Annotated in this window: 17 protein-coding genes; 13 read left to right on the plus strand and 4 right to left on the minus strand. The window is 28.0% G+C overall.

Features of this window, described 5'->3' with window-relative positions:
• Position 1 precedes the first annotated feature (1 nt).
• Genes lpxD through KJQ97_RS03815 form a run of 9 tightly spaced genes read left to right on the plus strand, consistent with a single transcriptional unit; the run spans position 2 to position 8811 of the window.
• On the plus strand, positions 2-937 hold the full coding sequence (gene lpxD, locus KJQ97_RS03775) for a UDP-3-O-(3-hydroxymyristoyl)glucosamine N-acyltransferase (RefSeq protein ID WP_214120000.1): 936 nt from the start codon (positions 2-4) through the stop codon (positions 935-937).
• On the plus strand, positions 934-1155 hold the full coding sequence (locus KJQ97_RS03780) for a hypothetical protein (protein ID WP_214117890.1): 222 nt from the start codon (positions 934-936) through the stop codon (positions 1153-1155). The genes lpxD and KJQ97_RS03780 overlap by 4 nt, the downstream gene beginning before the upstream one ends.
• Before the next feature lie 2 nt (positions 1156-1157).
• Positions 1158-2339, plus strand: coding sequence for an FtsW/RodA/SpoVE family cell cycle protein (locus KJQ97_RS03785; RefSeq protein WP_214120001.1), 1182 nt, complete (start codon positions 1158-1160; stop codon positions 2337-2339).
• The gene (locus tag KJQ97_RS03790; RefSeq protein WP_214120002.1) at positions 2336-3316 is read left to right on the plus strand and encodes a UDP-N-acetylglucosamine--N-acetylmuramyl-(pentapeptide) pyrophosphoryl-undecaprenol N-acetylglucosamine transferase; all 981 of its coding nucleotides are present in this window, start codon (positions 2336-2338) and stop codon (positions 3314-3316) included. The genes KJQ97_RS03785 and KJQ97_RS03790 overlap by 4 nt, the downstream gene beginning before the upstream one ends.
• Before the next feature lies 1 nt (position 3317).
• Entirely contained in the window at positions 3318-4655 is a 1338-nt protein-coding gene (locus tag KJQ97_RS03795; protein ID WP_214120003.1) for an MBOAT family O-acyltransferase, read from the plus strand.
• Positions 4655-5575 carry a DUF459 domain-containing protein gene (locus tag KJQ97_RS03800; RefSeq protein WP_214120004.1) on the plus strand — a complete coding sequence of 307 codons (921 nt, stop codon included), beginning with the start codon at positions 4655-4657 and terminating at the stop codon, positions 5573-5575. Before KJQ97_RS03795 ends, KJQ97_RS03800 begins: the two co-directional genes overlap by 1 nt.
• Positions 5572-6690, plus strand: a complete 1119-nt coding sequence (locus KJQ97_RS03805) for a GDSL-type esterase/lipase family protein (protein ID WP_214120005.1) — start codon at positions 5572-5574, stop codon at positions 6688-6690. Before KJQ97_RS03800 ends, KJQ97_RS03805 begins: the two co-directional genes overlap by 4 nt.
• 1 nt (position 6691) lies before the next feature.
• Positions 6692-8056: a uracil-xanthine permease family protein gene (locus tag KJQ97_RS03810; protein WP_214120006.1), complete on the plus strand. Its 1365-nt coding sequence runs from the start codon at positions 6692-6694 to the stop codon at positions 8054-8056.
• On the plus strand, positions 8053-8811 hold the full coding sequence (locus KJQ97_RS03815) for a 5'-methylthioadenosine/S-adenosylhomocysteine nucleosidase (RefSeq protein ID WP_214120007.1): 759 nt from the start codon (positions 8053-8055) through the stop codon (positions 8809-8811). The genes KJQ97_RS03810 and KJQ97_RS03815 overlap by 4 nt, the downstream gene beginning before the upstream one ends.
• A gap of 42 nt (positions 8812-8853) precedes the next feature.
• Here the strand turns inward: KJQ97_RS03815 and KJQ97_RS03820 are convergent, their stop codons facing one another.
• The 4 genes from KJQ97_RS03820 to KJQ97_RS03835 all read right to left on the minus strand — a co-directional run bounded on the left by KJQ97_RS03820 (position 8854) and on the right by KJQ97_RS03835 (position 13191).
• Positions 8854-10497, minus strand: a complete 1644-nt coding sequence (locus KJQ97_RS03820; RefSeq protein WP_214117882.1) for a methyl-accepting chemotaxis protein — start codon at positions 10495-10497, stop codon at positions 8854-8856.
• 406 nt (positions 10498-10903) lie between these two features.
• Complete coding sequence (locus KJQ97_RS03825; RefSeq protein WP_214120008.1) at positions 10904-11389, minus strand: hypothetical protein; 486 nt, start codon at positions 11387-11389, stop codon at positions 10904-10906.
• Between the two features lie 346 nt (positions 11390-11735).
• Positions 11736-12725, minus strand: a complete 990-nt coding sequence (locus KJQ97_RS03830) for a GMP reductase (protein ID WP_214117880.1) — start codon at positions 12723-12725, stop codon at positions 11736-11738.
• A 109-nt stretch (positions 12726-12834) separates the two neighbouring features.
• Entirely contained in the window at positions 12835-13191 is a 357-nt protein-coding gene (locus tag KJQ97_RS03835; RefSeq protein WP_214117879.1) for a RidA family protein, read from the minus strand.
• Between the two features lie 174 nt (positions 13192-13365).
• Here KJQ97_RS03835 and dcuC point away from each other — a divergent pair, with 174 nt between their 5' ends.
• The 4 genes from dcuC to KJQ97_RS03855 are packed head-to-tail and all read left to right on the plus strand — an operon-like array spanning position 13366 to position 18636.
• Positions 13366-14757, plus strand: a complete 1392-nt coding sequence (dcuC, locus tag KJQ97_RS03840; protein WP_214117878.1) for a C4-dicarboxylate transporter DcuC — start codon at positions 13366-13368, stop codon at positions 14755-14757.
• Positions 14758-14771: 14 nt separating this feature from the next.
• Positions 14772-15929, plus strand: a complete 1158-nt coding sequence (locus KJQ97_RS03845; RefSeq protein ID WP_214117877.1) for a trans-sulfuration enzyme family protein — start codon at positions 14772-14774, stop codon at positions 15927-15929.
• 11 nt (positions 15930-15940) lie between these two features.
• A complete protein-coding gene (gene purB / locus KJQ97_RS03850) occupies positions 15941-17311 on the plus strand; it encodes an adenylosuccinate lyase (RefSeq protein ID WP_214117876.1) in 1371 nt (456 codons plus the stop codon).
• A 2-nt stretch (positions 17312-17313) separates the two neighbouring features.
• Positions 17314-18636, plus strand: coding sequence for an MmgE/PrpD family protein (locus KJQ97_RS03855; protein ID WP_214120009.1), 1323 nt, complete (start codon positions 17314-17316; stop codon positions 18634-18636).
• The last annotated feature ends 142 nt before the right edge of the window (positions 18637-18778 follow it).

Raw genomic sequence — 18778 nt, forward strand, 5'->3', positions numbered from 1 at the left:
TATGAAAAGTTTAAAAGAATTATGTGAAAATATAGGAATTAAAATAGAATTTGAAATGCAAATTTCAAATCTAAATTCCTTAGAAGATGCAAATGAAAATGAGCTTAGTTTTTGTGTAAAAGAATGTGATGCTTTAAAAACTACTAAAGCAGGTGCGGTATTAATTAGTGAAAAATTAGCAAATCTTTTACCAACAAATGTAAAAGCAGTTATTTGCGAAGACCCAAAATATATTTTTGCATTGTTTAGTAAGGTATTTTCTAAGGATTTAATTAGAGTTGGTAAAGACGCAATTATAGGCGAAAATACAACAATAATGCCAAATGTTTATATAGGTAAAGATGTTAGCATAGGAAGTAATTGCACTATTTTAGCAGGTGCTTATATTGGCGATGGAGTTTGTATTAAAGATAATGTAATAATATACCCAAATGTTACAATTTACAATGATAGTGTAATAGGAAATCATTGTATAATTCACGCTGGAAGTGTTATTGGAAGCGATGGTTTTGGCTATGCAAGTAATAGCAAAGGACATTTTAAAATCTATCATAATGGTTATGTAGAATTACAAGATTTTGTTGAGATTGGTTCGTGCGTTTGTATTGATAGAGCAGTGTTTTCAAAAACACTTATAAAAACAGGCACTAAAATTGATAATTTAGTTCAAATAGGACATAATTGTGTTTTAGGTCAAGGTTGCTTAGTAGTATCTCAAACAGGACTTGCGGGTTCAAGTGAGCTTGGAAATGCTGTTGTAATGGGTGGTCAGAGTGCAACGAGTGGGCATTTAAAAATTGGCGATGGTGCTATTATTGCTGCTAGGGGTGGAGTTAGTAAAGATTTAGCTGGTGGCAAGGTTTATGGTGGATTTCCTATAATGGAGCAAAGTGAGTGGCTAAAAATGCAAGCAAAATTAAAAAGGATTAATAAATGAAAGCTGAACTAATTAGTTCAATTTTACTCAAAGGCACTCAAAGTGGCAAAATATCATTAGCTAATATTAAAAACCCTTATGGAGATGGTAGCAATGATGTTTTAAGCATAGCTGTGTGTTTAAAAGAAAATATTCCAGAATGGAAAGTTCATATTCCTTATGAAAATTTAGATGAATTAATAATAGCTTTACAATCAATTAGTGGCAAAAGGCAATAAAATTGATTAAAACCCATTTAAGAATTTTTGAAATAGTGCTAATACTTATGATGTTTAGCATAGTTTTTGTTTTTTCTATGGGTTTTTTTAACTATGGGGGACAAAAATCTCCTTATGGTTTTTTATTTTCTCAAACTCTTTTTGCGATTGTTGGAGTGCTTATTATTTTTACATTTCAATTAATTAGCGAAAAGGCTTGTTATAGAATTTTATATGTTATTTTAGGTTGCAGTGTTTTAGCTTGTTTCGTCTTACCATTTTTACCTGCTTCGTTAGTTGTTGAAACTAAAGGAGCTAGAAGATGGATTAGGCTTTTTGGTTTTTCCATTGCACCATTAGAATTTGTAAAAATTTCTTTTATAGCTTTTTTGGCTTTTACATATTCAAGAAAGATTGATAAAAGCAAAAGAACATTTATACAAGATTTGCGATTATTAGCTCCAACTATAGCTATATATTGTTTTATTTTTGGCTATGCTTATATTACTCAAAATGACTTAGGACAATGTGTTGTAACTGCTGTTACATTGTTTATTATGGCATTATCTGCTGGGGTTAGGTTTAAAAATATTTTATATTTATTCTTAGCTGCAATTGCTGCTGGAATTTCATTAATAGCTTATAATCCTAGAAGACTTGAAAGAGGGCTTGAGTGGTGGGGTAGTATTCAAGATTTTGTTTTACCAATTTTCCCTGAAAGCATTCAAGAAAGTCTTAAAATAGCCCATTCAAGTGAGCCTTATCAAATATCACATAGTTTAAATGCTATTACAAATGGAGATTTATTAGGGCAAGGATTTGGATTAGGGGTTTTTAAATTAGGATTTTTAAGTGAGGTTCATACTGACTTTATTTTATCAGGCATTGCCGAAGAAATAGGATTTTTAGGATTTTTGTTTGTTTCTTTATTGTTTGGTTTTTTAATAGCTTCGGTATTAAAACTATCAACTTATATGAAAAATAAGCAAAATTATTTGTTTTGTATAGGCTATGGTGTTTGTATTATGGCTACTTTTTTAATGAATATTGGTGGAATTATTTCTTTAATTCCTTTAAAAGGAATTGCAGTGCCATTTTTAAGCTATGGGGGTAGCTCTATGTTGGCTAATTCTATAGCTATTGGAATATTATTAAGTATTTTTAAAAATACAGGAGAAAATATTAATTTGGAAAATAAAGAATGATAGCAATTACTGGTGGTGGAACAGGCGGGCATTTAGCAGTAGCTAAAGCTGTGTCAAAAGAATTAGATGAGTTTGTTTATATAGGTAGCACTAAAGGACAAGATAGTTTATGGTTTGAAGGTAGCAATTGCTATTTTTTAAAAAGTAGTGGTTTTGTAAATCAAGGAATTTTAGGCAAGATTAAAGTTTTATTTTCTTTAATAGCTTTAGTATTTGAATGTCTTAAAATATTTAAAAAGCATAAAATTACTTGTGTTTTAAGCGTTGGTGGATATTCAAGTGTGCCTGCTAGTATAGCTGCAATTATTAGTTTTAAAGCACTAATAATTCACGAACAAAACTCAAAAATGGGTCTTGCAAATCGCCTTACAAAACCATTTGCTAAAAGGTTTTTTTCAGCTTATGAAAAAGAGTTTTGCCCTTACCCTGTGCAAGAAAAATTTGCACTCAATAAAAGAAAAAGAACCGAAATTAAAACGATTTTAATAATAGGTGGCTCTCAAGGAGCTAGATTTTTGAATGATTTTGCATTAGAGCTTTATCCTGAATTATTAAAATTAAATATTAAATTAATTCATCAATGTGGTGCTAAAGAGTATGATAAATACGAAAAAGCGTATGAGAAATACGAAATTAAACCAACACTAATAGGTTTTTCAAAAGATATTGATAAGTATATGCAAGAAGCTGATTTTGCTATTAGTAGAGCAGGTGCTAGTGCTAGTTTTGAGCTAATAAACATAGCTTTGCCAACACTTTTTGTGCCATATAAATATGCTTATAAAAATCATCAATATTTTAATGCCTTGCATTTAGTAGAAAACAAACTAGCATTTATTTGTGAAGAAAAGAATTTAAATAAAGAATTTGTATTAAATTTGCTTAAAACAAATGCCTTAGAATACGCTAATAATTTATATGAATATGAAAATGTAAATGGTGCTAAATTCTTAGCAAATGTTTTAAAGGAATATTAATTTGAGCTTTTTTTCTGTTGAGTTTTTAATATTAATATTTATATTTTTCATTGTATTTAATTTGCTAGGCAAAAATAGGCAAAATGCTTTATTGTTAGGGTTTAATATACTAATACTATATTTATTTAATCCTTATTGCTTATTAGTAGTGTTTGTTTTTAGCTTTTTTATTCATTTTTTTGCTTTGAGCGTTTATGTTAGAAATTCTAAAAATATCTTTTATACTGCTATATTTTTTATAGTGTTGAATCTATGTATATTCAAATATTATTCAAGTATTAAAGATAGTGTTGATTATGTTCTAAGCTATTTTGATATTATGATTGCTGATATAATTTTTCCTTTAGGGCTTAGTTTTTATACTTTTAATGCAATTACTTATATTGTTTGGGTTTATAAAGAAAAGCAAGAGCCAGTTGGTTATTTAACGCTTTTTACTTATCTTAGTTTTTTTGCTACTTTTGTTAGTGGTCCTATATTTAGATATGTTGATTTTATTAAGCAATTTAATACTTTAAAACGCTTTAAACACAAGGATTTAATACTAGCTAATTTATTGTTTGCTTTAGTAAAAGTATTTTTGATTTTACCTATTGTGGATAAGTATTTTTACGCATTTTTAAATGATTTAAATAATTTAAGTTTTTTAGGTTTATTAAATTGTTTTTACTTGTATTCAATCAAATTATATTTAGATTTTAGTGCTTATATTAATTTAGTTTCCGCATTTGCTTTAATGATTGGTTTTAAATTGCCTAAGAATTTTAATAATCCATTTAAAGCTAGAAATATTCAAGATTTTTGGAAAAGATGGCATATTAGTTTATCAAGTTTTATTCGTGATTATATTTATATTCCACTTGGTGGAAATAGGGTAAATAGAACAAGTTTGAATATTATTATTGCCTTTGTTATTTCGGGTATTTGGCACGGAAATTCGTATAATTTTGCTTTATGGGGTTTAGCTCACGCTTTAGGGCTGATTTTTATTTCTTTATTTTCTTATAGGTTTAATAAATTTGTAGCTTCATTTATAACTTTTACTTATATTAGCATTGTTTGGAGCTTTTTTTATTTTGTGAGTTTTGATGAGGTTAGAGAATATTTTTCATTTTTCTTGAAATTTAATTTCATTGATAAAAGAGAAATTTATATATTTTTAGTAGTATTTATTTTATTTATAATTAATTTTTATTCTAAAAACCACTTAGCATTGGTTGTAAATATTTTAAGACATTTAAATATTTTTATAAAAATTATTGTAATTAATCTAGTTTTATTAATTGTGTTTATTTATATGCCAAGTGGAATTCCTAACTTTATATATGCAGGGTTTTAATGAGAGAATTTGTTTTAATAATTATTAGTTCAAGCATTATTTTTATTAGCTTATTTAACGACTCTTTAAAAGAATATTATGAAGTAAATTATCATAAAAATATAGATTTTGATTTTGTATTTTTTAAAAAAAGCAATGAATTTAAAGAATACCTAGAATACAATGTATTTTTTACAAAGGTAAAAGAAATAAAACCACAAATAAGCAATGAAAACAATAATAAAATAAAGGTATTTCATAAATGCTATCTTGATACTTTATATATGATTAAGCTAATTGCTAAGCAAGAAATTCACAATAATCAAAAATTAGTTTTAAGTAAAGATAATGGAGTAATTTTATTAGGCGATAGTTTAATGCAAGGTGTTGGGCTAAGTATATGCAATTCTTTAAAAAAACAAAATATTAAATGTGAGAATTTAGCAAAGCAAAGCACAGGATTACTTAGAAAAAAATACTATGATTATGCAAAGGTTTTAAAATCTTCTTTACAAGAAAGTGCGATTAAAAATGTAGTAATTTTAGTAGGTGTAAATGATTTATGGAATGCTAATGAAAACAATAAGGTATTAAAATTTGGCGATAGTGAATGGAAGAGTTTTTATACAAAAAGAATTGATGAACTTGTAAAAATTACAAGAGATTATAACGCTAATATTTTTTGGTATGAATTACCTGTAGTTAAAAACGATGAGCAAAATGAAAAAATAAAAATATTAAATGAAGTATTTTATGAATTGGCTAAAAAAAATAATTATCAATTCATAAAATTAGATTCTGTATTAACCGAGCATTTTGATTTTTATATCAAGATAGATGGCAAAAGCAAAAGGATTAGGTCAAATGATGGCATACACTTTACTCCACTTGGGTATGAGTTGATTTCACAAGATTTTTTTAAAACAGTTGAAATACAATGAGAATTATTATTTATCTTAGTATAGTTATATTTTTTTCATCTTGTAGTTATGTGGATAGTTTATTTATAAAAGAGATAAAAACAGATAAGATTTATAAATCCCCTAAAATATCTCAAAAAAGCCAAAATGAAATTTTTGTAAGCAAAGAAGCAAAAGTTAAAACAAATTTAGTTAATTTTCAGTCTGATAAACCAAAAGAAATCCAAGTAAAACCTAAAAGCAATCTTTTAATTCCTTATAAAAAAATAGCATTTATAGGAGATTCTCATTTAGCAAGTGATTATATTCCCGAATATTTTAGAAAGGCTTTAAATATTCACTCTTTAGGATTTGTTCCTGCGATTTTACCTAAATGGCACAATCAGTATTTAGCAGATTATAATAATTTAGGATTTAATGTAGAGTATTTGATAAATACAAAAACTAATTTAAGTTTTGGTGGAATTAATGCAAATTGCAATACAAAATGTGAAATTAATATAAATCTTAAATTCAAGGCTAATAATGTTGAGTATTTAGAATTTAAATCAGGAATTTGGAATATAAAAAATTATCAAAAAAATACAAATCAGATTAATTTTTCTACAACGGCAAATAAAATCGGTGGTTTTATTACTAATAATTCTAGTTATATTGATAATTTAGGTATTAATGGAGCTAGTATTTTTAATTATTCAAGAATAGATTATAACTTAGCTAAAAGTGTTGCTAAGAAATTAGATTATGATTTAATAATTTTTTCTTTTGGCACAAATGAGAGTGTGTCAAATAAGATTAATCAAGAGAATTTCATTAATAACTATTTAAATATTATAGAACTTTTCAAAACAAAAAAATCAAAAATAATATTATTAATCCCGCCAGAACCAACATTATTTGTGAATAAAAACTATGTTAAAGGAGAGAATAATGCTTTAGTAAAAACTTTAATCAAACAAGTGGCAAAGACAAGTGGTGTTTATATTTTTGATATAGATAATTTAATGCAAAAAGAAGGGGGAAAAATTGCTTGGATAAATGATAAAAAATCATTAAAAAATACACATCTTACTAAGTCGGGCTATGAGTATGTAGCATTTAGGTTATTAGAGTTTTTAAAGATTACAAAGGAATAAAATGAAAGATGAATTAATATATAAATTAGAAGATAGGCCTCCGTTTGTGCGTGCTGTTTTAGCTGCACTTGTTCATTTATTAGCTATGTTTGTAGCAGTAATAACTCCTTCATTATTAATAGGAAAAGAATTAGGACTTAGCCCTGAAAATGCTACTAGGATTATTTCTATGTCATTATTTGCTAGTGGGGTAGCTGGATTTATTCAAATGATGACTTTAAAGGTTGGAAAATTTCAAATTGGTTCAGGTTTATTAAGTGTTCAAGGAACAAGCTTTAATTTCGTTTCAGCAATCATTACAGGTGGCTTAGTATTAAGAAATCAAAACCTAAGTGATGCAGAGATTTTAGCAGCAATTTTTGGAACTCTTATGTTATGTAGTATCACTGAAATGCTAGTATCAATCAGTTTAAAATATGTAAAAAGAATTATTTCAAATCTAGTTTGCGGAATTGTTGTAATGATAATAGGTCTTACTTTAATTAGTGCAGGACTTATTAGTGCAGGCGGTGGATTTGCTAGTATGAGCAAGGATATTCCTGCGAATTTACAATTTGCAAGTTTAGAAAACTTAGCTTTAAGCGGGGTAGTATTATTATCAATTGTAGTATTTAACTCTTTTAAAAAGCCTATTTTTAGGGTTGGAGCTTTATTTTTCTCAATTATTATTGGTTTAATACTTGCTACATTTTTAGGTAGATTTGATTTAAGTAATGTGCATTCAGCTAATTTATTTATAGTTCCTGAACCATTATTTTATGGTCTTAGTATTGAAGTTAGCCTAATTTTGCCATTTGCGATAATATTTTTAGTTACTTCACTAGAAACCATTGGCGATATTAGTGCTACAAGTGAGCTAAGTCATCAGCCAATGAAAGGCGAAATATACGAAAGAAGATTAAGGGGTGGGGTATTTGCTAATGGGTTTAACTCTTTAGTATCAGCATTTTTTAATACTTTTCCAAATTCTTGTTTTGGTCAAAACAACGCAGTAATTGCACTAAGCGGGGTTGCAAGTCGTTATGTTGGATATATTGTTTGTATTATGCTTATGATTTGTGGGATTTTTCCTATTGTTGCGGAGTTTGCTTTAAGAATACCTGAACCTGTAATTGGTGGTGCTATTTTAGTAATGTTTGGAACAATTGCTGCAACTGGAATTAAAATAATTTCAAGAGAAGAATTAAATAAGCGTTCTGTTATGATACTTTCAATTTCACTTGCTCTAGGTTTAGGTGTAAGCACTCAACCACTTATTTTAGAGCATTTACCTGATGTGTTTAAAAATCTATTTGGCTCAGCAGTTGCAACTGCAGGATTTAGTGCTATATTGCTTGAGATTTTATTACCTAAGGATAATAAATGAGAAAACTATTAATATTATTAATTCCTAGCTTTATTTTTGCTAGGATTTTAATTCAAGGTGCAATGCCTATTGAGATTGATACTTTAGTAAATGCTATGAGTGATAAAAAGGTGGTTAAAATCGGTAGCTATATATTTTATGAAGGCAAAATTAAAGGAAAAGATATTGTAGTATCAAGGACTTTAATAGGTCTTGTAAATGCTTCAGCAGCCACAACTTTAGGCATAACTTATTTTAAGCCTGATATTATTATAAATCAAGGCACAGCAGGTGCTATTGTAGAAGGTCTTAAATTAGGGGATATAGTTGTAGGAGATAGAATTTATAATGCAAATTCTTATAAAACTCCTAAGAGTTTATACACTATCAATCCTTTAGCAAAAGAGCCAATGATAGCTCCACTAACTTTGCTAGATACAAATAATGAAGATTTAAAAAATGAGTATTTTACAAGTGATGAAACTTTAGTAAATAAATTTATAAGCCTAGCTCCTAAAGGGATTTTAAAGGTAAATATAGCTAGTGCTGATGCGTTTAATAAAGAAATCTTAATGCTTCATCTTTGGAATAAAACCTATAATGCAAGTGTTGAAGAGATGGAAAGTGTAGCTGCTGCTCAAGTTGCTAAAGCTTTTAATGTGCCGTTTTTAGCTATTAGAATTGTATCTGATAATTTGATTGAAGATATTGATTATACTCCTAGTATTGCTATTAAATTACAAGAATTATTAATAAAGATTATTGATAAGTTTTGATATTTAATTTTTATCCTAGCAAAAACTAGGATAAAAATCTTTTTATATTTTAAAATATTTTATATGTTGTGTTAAGGTATTTGCAATTTCTTTTAAGCTATTTGCTGCGTGTGTGTTTTCTTGCATAGATTTATTGGTATTTTCAGAGCTTTTTGTGATACTTATCATATCGTTATTTAGGCTTTGAAGTTTTTCTACTTGTGCGTTAGCAGCGTTACTTACTTCATTAGCTTTTAATAATGAATCATTTGCTTGATGGCTGATTTGCTCTAAAATCAAATTAGCTTCATTAGCCAGTCTCATTCCGCTTTCTACTTGTGGAACTGCTGTTTGAATAGCATCAACCGTTGCTTGAGTTTCGCTTTGTATTATTGAAATCATATTTGATATTTCATTTGTTGCTGTGTCAGTTTTTTCTGCTAATTTTCTAATCTCATCAGCTACAACTGCAAATCCACGCCCATGCTCTCCTGCACGAGCTGCTTCAATTGCAGCATTTAATGCAAGAAGATTTGTTTGCTCTGTGATTTCTTTAATCAATTCTGCACTATTGCTAATTTCGGTTGAGTGTTTATCTAGCATTTTGATTTGCTCTGAAGAATAATGCACGGTTTCTGTGATTTTTTCTATTTCTTTAATTGTAGTTCTCATAGAATTAATTCCATTATTTGATAATTCAACCGTTTTTTGAGAATTTTCTTTAGTTTGATTTGCTATATTTAATACATCTTGCATAGCTATTCTAGCATTGTTTATATTTTCTAAAGATTCTCTTGATTTGTTTTGTTGTTCGTTTGATAATTTACTAGCATTATTTGAAGCATTTGTTACTTCTTTTGCACTATTTTCTAATTCTTTTGAAGAATGAATTACTTCTCCTACAATATCTTTTAATTTATTTTCCATTTCTTTTAAAGCATATAGCATACTATCTTTATACTTAGTATCAATTTTAGTATCTAAATTCCCGTGTGATATGCTAATTACTGCTTTAACTGCGTCTTTTACTTCTCCACCAAGTGAGCTAATAATTAATCTTGTTATATAAAGTGCTAAGAAAATCGCTACTAAAAATGCAACTATGCTAATTGCTATACTACTACTTAAAAAGCTGCTAATTGTCCCTCTTGCTTGTTTTGTTAATGCTTGATTTTTTGCTTCTTGATAGTCAATAAATTCATTAATAACATTTAGCCAAGTAACAAAACTATCTCTTGCTTGAGATAATAATATTTCGTGAGCTTTGTTTGTATCATTATTGTTTTTATATTGAATTATTTCTTTTATTAAAGGAAGAGTTTTTGCTTCTACGCCTTTAATTTTTTCTAAAATCAATCTATCTTTATCATCTACCAAATTAGCATTTGCAAATATTTTTGCCATATTATTAGCTGCTACATTGTAATTGTTTTCTAATTTATCAATTAAAGATATAGCATTATTTATCTCGTTTTTATCACTTAATAAAACAACATCTCTAATAGCTATTGCTCTATCATGCACACTACCTCTAAAATCAACTGCATACCTTTGTTTTACAGCATTTACATCGCTAATTTCGTTTAAATCATTATTTACGCTATTAATTTTAATATATCCGCTAAAAAATATGATTAAAATAAATGCAAGAATACTAGCAAAACCAATGAATAATTGAGCTTTTAAAGAAAGATTTTTCCCTAACATTTTATTTCCTTTTAAATTAAATTTATTTTATTATAATAAAAATTATTAATTAGCAAAATAAAAATTAGAAAAATTATAATGATAATTTAATATATGAATTAATTAAGTTTAATTTAAGCATATAAGCTAGGAATTTTAGTTGAAATTCAATCTTATGATGATTTTTATATTTTAAAATTAAAAGAATTTAAATTAGGAATTAATTGCATAAGCCTTTTAATTAATAGCTTTTGTGTGTTAAGGTGCTTAAATCTATTTTTTTTAAAGGTTTTTTGATAATTTCAATTTTAGTTTAATGATTTTAATTAATTTAGCAAGATAGCTTATGGATTAGGTTTTTGTTTTATACCAAAATTGACCTAATCCCATTATAAATCCTTTTTAATTTTTAAAAGTTATTTTAATTTTAATAGCTATTTAGTCTATTTTTTTCATCTAAATATTTTCTATATTTTTCTGCACATCTTTTTATGAATTGTTCGTTAAGGCGTATTTCTCTGCTTAACTCCTCATATGTATTATAAGCTTCACGATTATTTACATAATCTTTTCTATATTTTTCCATGCGTTTATCTATTTCTATTGTTAAAGCTTCTCTTTTTGTACTAATTTTTTTGTGTAAATCTAATATTTTTTTATAGTTTGCTTCTGATCCTGTTCTGTAAAAATCCTCTAGTAGTTGCATTACTTGGGATACATATATTAGGTCATCTTTATACGCTTTTTTAACAATTTCTTTTAATTGTGCAGCGTTCATTTTAGAATAGTCTACAGTTTTAGCTACATTGCTCTTTTTCACTTCTTTAGTAGTGTTAGCTGTTGTATCAGCACTTAATGTTGGAGTTGCTAACGCAATCATTGCCATTGTTGTTAAACTTAATAATTTTTTCATTGTTTTTTCCTTTCAAAATAGTTTTTTTTAATTTTTAGATTTTTTATATTTTTTAGTTTTAAAATAAATTAGTTAGATAGCATCGTAATTTTTATCCATATTAACTCCTTTAATGAAATAAAATTTATTGTAATACCCCCCCCCATTAATAAAAGTTAATAAGATTAATTAGATAGTTTAAAAATAAGTTTTTTTATGTGAATTAAATATTAAATGTCGTTATAAGGCAAAATATTATATTTTGTGCTTAATCAAAATAATTACTAGCTTAGAATTTAAATTAAAAAAATTATTTAATAGAGTATGGATTTTCCTAATTTATAGATAAATTAGGAAAATTTATTAATTAGATAGTATCTCCGTTAAAGATTGAGTTTTTAACCACTACATAATCAACTTTTCTAATATCACGAAGTTCTTTTCCACCTGCATAAGAAATTGAGCTTTGCAAATCTTCTCTCATTTCATTTAAGGTATCAAAAATATTTCCCCTAAATGGAACATACATTTTTTTACCTTCTACATTTTTACGCTCACCTTTTTGAAATTCGCTTGCTGAGCCATAATATTCTTTCATTTTTTTACCATCAATTTCTATGGTTTTTCCAGGACTTTGCTCGTGTCCGCTAAATAATGAGCCTATCATTACAAAAGTAGCTCCAAAACGAATTGATTTTGCTATATCTCCGTGATTTCTAATACCACCATCTGCAATTATTGGCTTTTTAGCACTTTTAGCACACCAGCGTAGAGCTGCTAATTGCCAACCACCAGTTCCAAAACCGGTTTTAAGCTTAGTAATACACACCTTACCAGGTCCAATACCAACCTTAGTTGCATCAGCTCCAGCATTTTCTAAATCCCTAACAGCTTCAGGAGTTCCGACATTTCCTGCTATTACAAAGCTAGTTTTTAATGTGCTTTTAATGTATTTAATCATCTTAATTACATTGTCGCTATGTCCGTGAGCAATATCAATTGTAATATATTCAGGATATAGCTCATTTGCTTTTAATTCATCAATAAATTCGTATTCTTTTTGAGTAATGCCAACAGAAATTGACGCAAAAAGCCCTAATTCTTGCATTTTTTTTACAAAGTCTAATCTTTTTTCAGGCTCAAATCTATGCATAATGTAAAAATAATCACTTCTAGCAAATGAAATCGCTAATTCTTCATCAATGATTGTTTGCATATTTGCAGGAACTACAGGTAGTTTAAAAGTTCTATTACCAAGCCTTACGCTAGTATCGCATTCGCTTCTTGAATTGATTATACATTTTGCAGGGATTAATTGCACGTCTTCATAATCAAATACTAATAAATTATTTAACATCTCATCTCCTTAAATTAAAGAATTGATTTTATCTTATAAACAATTAATAAAAACTTGATTTTAAAAGTAAAAATACTTTACGGAATTTAAATCCGGATTTTCACCGGAATTATTTTTTAGCTATCGCTTCTATTTCTATTCTTGATGCTTTTGGTAATGCTGCTACTGCAAATGCACTTCTAGCAGGGAAAGGCTCTTTAAAAAACTCAGCATAAGCTTCATTAACTGCTGCAAAATCATTTATATCAGCTAATAAAACCATTGTTTTTATAACATTATTCATATCTAAACCTTGCTCGTTTAAGATAGCTTTTATATTTCTTAAACTTTGTCTTGTAAGCTCTTTAATATCGCCTTTTACAAACTCTCCTGTACTAGGGTCAATTGGTAGCTGACCACTAACAAATACTAAATCATCTGATTTACCACACACACTATAAGGTCCAATAGCCTTTGGATAATTCATTTTTTCTCCTTTTTTGAAAAATTTTGCAAAAATATTAGCAAAAAAATATTAATTGATAAAAAATAATAAAAAATATTACTTTTTTACTAAAATTTTCTTAAATTTATCTAATTTTAAGAAAATTTTATTAAATTTACTTCAAAATAATAATTTTATTTTTAAAGGAGAGTTGAGATGTTTAGCATTTTGTTTTCACTAGTAGCAATTGCTATATTAGTTTTTATGCTTGCAAAAAAGATAAATGCTCATATGGCGTTGTTGCTTAGTGGTTTGTTTTTATTATTAGTTGCGACTATGCACGATAGTAATGCTATTTTTACTAGCAAAGTCTTAGACGCTAAAGGGGATTTAAATTTTTGGTTTTTTAATCTTTTTGAAGTTTTTAATAAAAACCTTTCTTCTACACTTAGTGGTCTTGGGCTTACTCTTATGTGTATAGCAGGTTTTAGTGCGTATATGGAGCATGTTGGGGCTAGTTATGCTTTATTTAAGGTTTTTGAAAAGCCACTTAGTATGGTAAAATCTCCTTATATGCTTTTAATAGTTTCTTATTTTGTTACACAATTTTTGGTAATTTTTATACCATCTCACGCTGGACTTGGACTTTTACTTATGGTTACTATGTATCCTATTTTGGTTAGGACTGGTGTTTCAAAATTATCAGCATTAACAGTTATTGGGACTTGCCAATATATTGACCATGGCCCTGGAAGTGGTAATGTTATATTAGCTGCTAAAACAGCAGGAGTTGATCCAGCTACTTATTTTGTTCAGTATCAATTACCAACTACTATACCTATTATATTAGCTGTTGCGATTGCTATTTATTTTACATCTAAATATTTTGATAAAAAAGATAATTTTGTGTTTAATAAAGATGAAATTGAAAAAGAACTTAGTGAAAATGGCGAAAATAAAACAAAATATCCGCCAAAAATTTATGCGATATTGCCAATAATTCCACTAATTTTAATATTAGGATTTTCAAAAGTTGTTGGAAGTAGCATAAAAATGAATGTTCCTGTAGCTATGATGATTTCTACATTTGCAGCAATTATTTTTGAAATGATTAGATATAAAAGCGTAATTGAAACTTTAAATTCTATTATGGTATTTTTTAAAGGTATGGGACATTTATTTGTAATAACCGTAAGCCTTATTGTATGCGGTCAAGTATTTGCTGCTGGGCTTTTATCAATAGGTTTTGTGGATACTTTAATTAATTTTGCAAAAGACGCTGGATTTGGTGTATTAGCAATAATTATATTTGTATCAATTTTACTTTCTTTATCAGCATTTTTGATGGGTTCAGGAAATGCAGCATTTTTTAGTTTTGCACCATTAATTCCAAATATTGCAAAATCTTTTAATGTTGAAACAATTATGATGATAGCACCTATTCAAATAATGACAGGATTTGGAAGATGCGTAAGTCCAATTGCACCTGCTATTTTAGCAGTAGCAGGAATTGCTAAAGTTAGCCCATTTGCGGTTGTAAAAAGAACAGCAATACCTATGATAGTAGCTGGTATTGTAAATATTATTTGCACTTGTATTTATATTTAAAAAAAGGAGAGAATATGAAAACTAAAACAAAATTAATTCATTTAGGTCGTGGTCAGGATTTACCTGTAAAAGCAGTAAATCCTAGTGTTATGAGAGCTTCAACTATATTATTTAAAGACCATAAAACTTGGCAAGAATATCGTGAGCTTAGAAAAACGCAAAGAGTTTTAAGTTATGGTGCAAGGGGAACTGAAACTACTTTTGAACTTGAAAAATTATTATGTGAGCTAGAAGGTGGATTTAGAGCTTCGCTTTATCCAACAGGACTTGCAGCACTTGCTATGGTTTTATTAAATTATGCAAGTAAGGACGCACATTTTTTAATAACTGATGGAATTTATGGACCTGTTAGAACTATATGTGATTTGTTTTTAAATAAAGTTGGAGTAGAAGTTGAGTTTTTAAAAGCAGATGCTAGTGATGTTGAAAGTAAAATAAAGCCAAATACAAAACTCATTTTATGTGAAAGCCCTGGTTCTATTATGTATGAAATAATTGATGTTCCTAAATTATGCGAAATAGCACATAAACACAATATACCTGTAGCAATTGATAGCACATATTCAAGTGCATATTTATCAAATCCTATAAAACTTGGGGTTGATATTTGCGTAATTGCAGCTACAAAATACCTTAGCGGACATTCTGATGTTGTTATGGGTTGTGTGATTGTTAATGAAAAAGAATACAAAAATTTTAATGAATTACCAGAAGCTTTAGGTTTAACTACAAGTCCTGATGATTGTTATTTAGTTCTTAGGGGTATGAGAACTCTTGGAATTAGACTTAAAAATCACGAAGAAAATGCAGATAAGGTTGTTGAGTTTTTACAAACAAGAAAAGAAATTAAAAATATTTTTTATCCAAAATTACCAACCCATCCAAATAATGAAATATTTAAAAGAGATTTCATAGGAACTAATGGTATGGTAACTATAGAATTTAATTCAGGAATTAGCAAAGAACAAGCTATTAAATTCGTAGATGATTTGGAATATTTTTCAATAGGTGCTAGTTGGGGTGGATATGAAAGTCTTGCAACGGTTACTATGCCACCAAGAACTGCTACTAAAGTTGATAGTAATAGGGTTTTTGTGAGATTTCATATAGGTTTAGAAGACGCTAGTGATTTAATAGCTGATTTAGAACAAGCATTTAACAAAATTAAATAAAAGGAGAAATTATGACAGGTATTAGTGTATTTGATATGAGATTATTAGGTGATTCTTGGAGCACAAAAGCTATGCGTGATATTTTTTGTGAAGAAAATAGAATTCAAAAATGGCTTGATGTTGAAGCTGCACTTGCAAAAGCTCAAGCAAAGCTTGGCATTATCCCAGAAGCTGCAGCTACAGAAATAGCTAAAAAATCATTTTATAAATATATGGATATGGATTTTATATTTAATGAATATAAAAAGACAAAACATCCATTAGTTCCAACCGTTAGGGGCTTAGAAAAAGCTTGCGAGAATGGATATGGAGAATTTGTTCATTTTGGGGTAACTACTCAAGATATTATGGATACTGGGTTTGTTTTACAATTTAAAGAAGCTTTAAAGCTTATAAAAGATGATTTAAAAATCATAGCAAAATCTTTAAAAAAACTAGCAGTAGAGCATAAAAATACAGCTATGATGGGAAGAACTTTAGCGCTTCAAGCTCTTCCTATTACTTTTGGACATAAAGTTGCTATTTGGCTTGATGAGCTTAATAGACATTATGAAAGAATACTTGAATGCGAAGAAAGACTTTATGTAGGTCTTATAGTTGGTGCAGTTGGCACTAAAGCTAGTTTAAGTGATAAACATAATGAAGTTGAAAAACTAACAATAAAGAGTTTAGGATTAAAAGTTCCTTATATTTCTTGGCAACCAGCAAGAGATAGATTTATTGAGCTTGGATATGTATTAGCTAATATAAATGCTACATTTAATAAAATAGCTCATCAGATTTTGATTTTATCTCATAATGAAGTAAATGAAGTGGCTGAACCATTTGGCAAAGGTCAAGTAGGAAGCTCTACAATGCCACATAAAAGAAATCCAGCAATAAGCGAAAATGCTGTAACAGTTAGCAATACTTTAAAAGCAAATATTGCAATTTTAAGCGATATTGAAAGACACGAACACGAAAGAGATGGACAAGTATGGAAAATGGAATGGAAATTACTTCCTGAAATCTTTTTAATGCTTTCTTGTGTTCTTGATAATATGAAAACAGCTTTAGGCGGATTAGAAGTTAAAAAAGATTCAATGTTAAATAACCTTAATACTTTAAAAGGTTTTGTTTTAGCCGAAAGGGTTATGTTTGCATTAAGTGAGCATTTTGGAAAACAACACGCTCATGAGATTGTATATGAAAATGCTATGATTGGAATTGAAAATAATAAAACATTCAAAGAAGTTTTATTAGCAGATAGCAGAGTAAGAGAAGTTTTAGATGAAAAATCAATAGATGCTTTACTTGATGCTACTACTTATGTTGGATATGCACCAAAATTAGTTGATGAGTTTTTAGAAAAAATTAAAAATGCAGAGATTTTAAAGGATTAATTATGCTTTATAGTGAAAAATTAGCTGAATTTGTAGTAAATAAAAGTTATGAAGATATACCAGCTGATGTAAAAACTAGAGCAAAAGAATTGATGTTAGATACCATTGGAGTTGCTCTTGCGGGTAGCAAAAATGATGCTATTTTAAAAACCATTAAGGCATTTAAAGAAGAGAATGCTAATACAAGCATTTGGGGTAGTGATTTTAAGGCTACCCCACTTAATGCTGCTATGATAAATGCTATGAGTTCTCATATACTTGATTTTGATGATACTCTAACAGAAGCTATACTTCACGCAAGTGCTATTTTAACCCCGCTTTGTCTTAGTTATGGATTTTCTAAAACAAACGATGGTAAAAAAATATTAAAAGCTTTTATTATGGGTTGGGAAGTTGCAGGAAGAATTGGGGTTGCTAGTAATGGGACATTTCATAAAAATGGTTTTCATACAAGTGCTATTGCTGGAGTTTTTGGAGCAAGTGCTGCAGCTTGTGTTATCAATGATTTAAATGTTTCGCAAACAATCAATGCTTTAGGTTTTGCTGCTAGTTTTGCAGGTGGGATAAATGAGTTTTTAAGTAATGGAAGCAATTCTAAAATACTTCATATAGCAAGTGCGGTTTTAAATGGAATTAGAGCTTGTGAATATGCAAAAGCTGGTCTTTTTGCTCCTGTTAGTATTTTTGAAGGTCGTGATAATATCTTTAGAGCATTTGGTATAGAAGATGAATGCGATAAGACAAGGCTTGATAAAAATTTAGGAAAAGATTATATGGTAAAAGAAGTATCAATTAAGCCATATCCAAGTTGTCATTTCGCACACGGGCTTATTGATTGTGCTAAAGAACTTAGAAATGATGGTTTAAAGCCTGATGATATAAAGGAGATTTTATGCTATGTAGATAGCGTTCCTATTTCTTTTATATGCGACCCTATAGATAAAAAATACAATCCAAAAACAGATTATGAAGCAAAATTTTCATTTGCGTATTTAATAAGTTATATGTTTATAGATGGTAAAGTGAATTTAAATTCTTATAATGAATTAAATCGTGAAGAGATTGTTAATTTTGCTAAAAAAATTAAATATGAAAAATATATTTCAGGTGGATTTCCAAAGTATTTTTGTGGTAAATTTAAAGCAACGCTTAATAATGGAAGCACTATTATTAAAGAAGTAAAAATTAATAAAGGTAATCCAGATAATGCTTTAAGTTTAGATGAATTACTTGAGAAATTTAATGCAAATGTAAATGATAAAAATCTTTCAGAAAAAATTAAAAAACAAGTCTTAGATTTAGAAAACATAAAAAGTTTTGAATAAATTAAAATTTATCGTTTTTAGATTATAATAATTTAAAAACGATAAAGGTTAAATATGTTTGTTAATAGAGAAAAACATTTAAAAACTTTAAACGATGAATTTAATAAAATTGGTTTTACTTTCACTATTCTTTATGGTAGGC

Source organism: Campylobacter sp. 2018MI01 (assembly GCF_018501205.1).
Lineage (GTDB): Bacteria > Campylobacterota > Campylobacteria > Campylobacterales > Campylobacteraceae > Campylobacter_E.

Coding starts and splice junctions, on each gene's coding strand:
- lpxD (WP_214120000.1), top strand. CDS start 2: ATGAAAAGTTTAAAAGAATTATGTGAAAATATAGGAATTAAAATAGAA.
- KJQ97_RS03780 (WP_214117890.1), top strand. CDS start 934: ATGAAAGCTGAACTAATTAGTTCAATTTTACTCAAAGGCACTCAAAGT.
- KJQ97_RS03790 (WP_214120002.1), top strand. CDS start 2,336: ATGATAGCAATTACTGGTGGTGGAACAGGCGGGCATTTAGCAGTAGCT.
- KJQ97_RS03800 (WP_214120004.1), top strand. CDS start 4,655: ATGAGAGAATTTGTTTTAATAATTATTAGTTCAAGCATTATTTTTATT.
- KJQ97_RS03805 (WP_214120005.1), top strand. CDS start 5,572: ATGAGAATTATTATTTATCTTAGTATAGTTATATTTTTTTCATCTTGT.
- KJQ97_RS03810 (WP_214120006.1), top strand. CDS start 6,692: ATGAAAGATGAATTAATATATAAATTAGAAGATAGGCCTCCGTTTGTG.
- KJQ97_RS03815 (WP_214120007.1), top strand. CDS start 8,053: ATGAGAAAACTATTAATATTATTAATTCCTAGCTTTATTTTTGCTAGG.
- KJQ97_RS03820 (WP_214117882.1), bottom strand. CDS start 10,497: ATGTTAGGGAAAAATCTTTCTTTAAAAGCTCAATTATTCATTGGTTTT.
- KJQ97_RS03825 (WP_214120008.1), bottom strand. CDS start 11,389: ATGAAAAAATTATTAAGTTTAACAACAATGGCAATGATTGCGTTAGCA.
- KJQ97_RS03830 (WP_214117880.1), bottom strand. CDS start 12,725: ATGTTAAATAATTTATTAGTATTTGATTATGAAGACGTGCAATTAATC.
- KJQ97_RS03835 (WP_214117879.1), bottom strand. CDS start 13,191: ATGAATTATCCAAAGGCTATTGGACCTTATAGTGTGTGTGGTAAATCA.
- dcuC (WP_214117878.1), top strand. CDS start 13,366: ATGTTTAGCATTTTGTTTTCACTAGTAGCAATTGCTATATTAGTTTTT.
- KJQ97_RS03845 (WP_214117877.1), top strand. CDS start 14,772: ATGAAAACTAAAACAAAATTAATTCATTTAGGTCGTGGTCAGGATTTA.
- purB (WP_214117876.1), top strand. CDS start 15,941: ATGACAGGTATTAGTGTATTTGATATGAGATTATTAGGTGATTCTTGG.
- KJQ97_RS03855 (WP_214120009.1), top strand. CDS start 17,314: ATGCTTTATAGTGAAAAATTAGCTGAATTTGTAGTAAATAAAAGTTAT.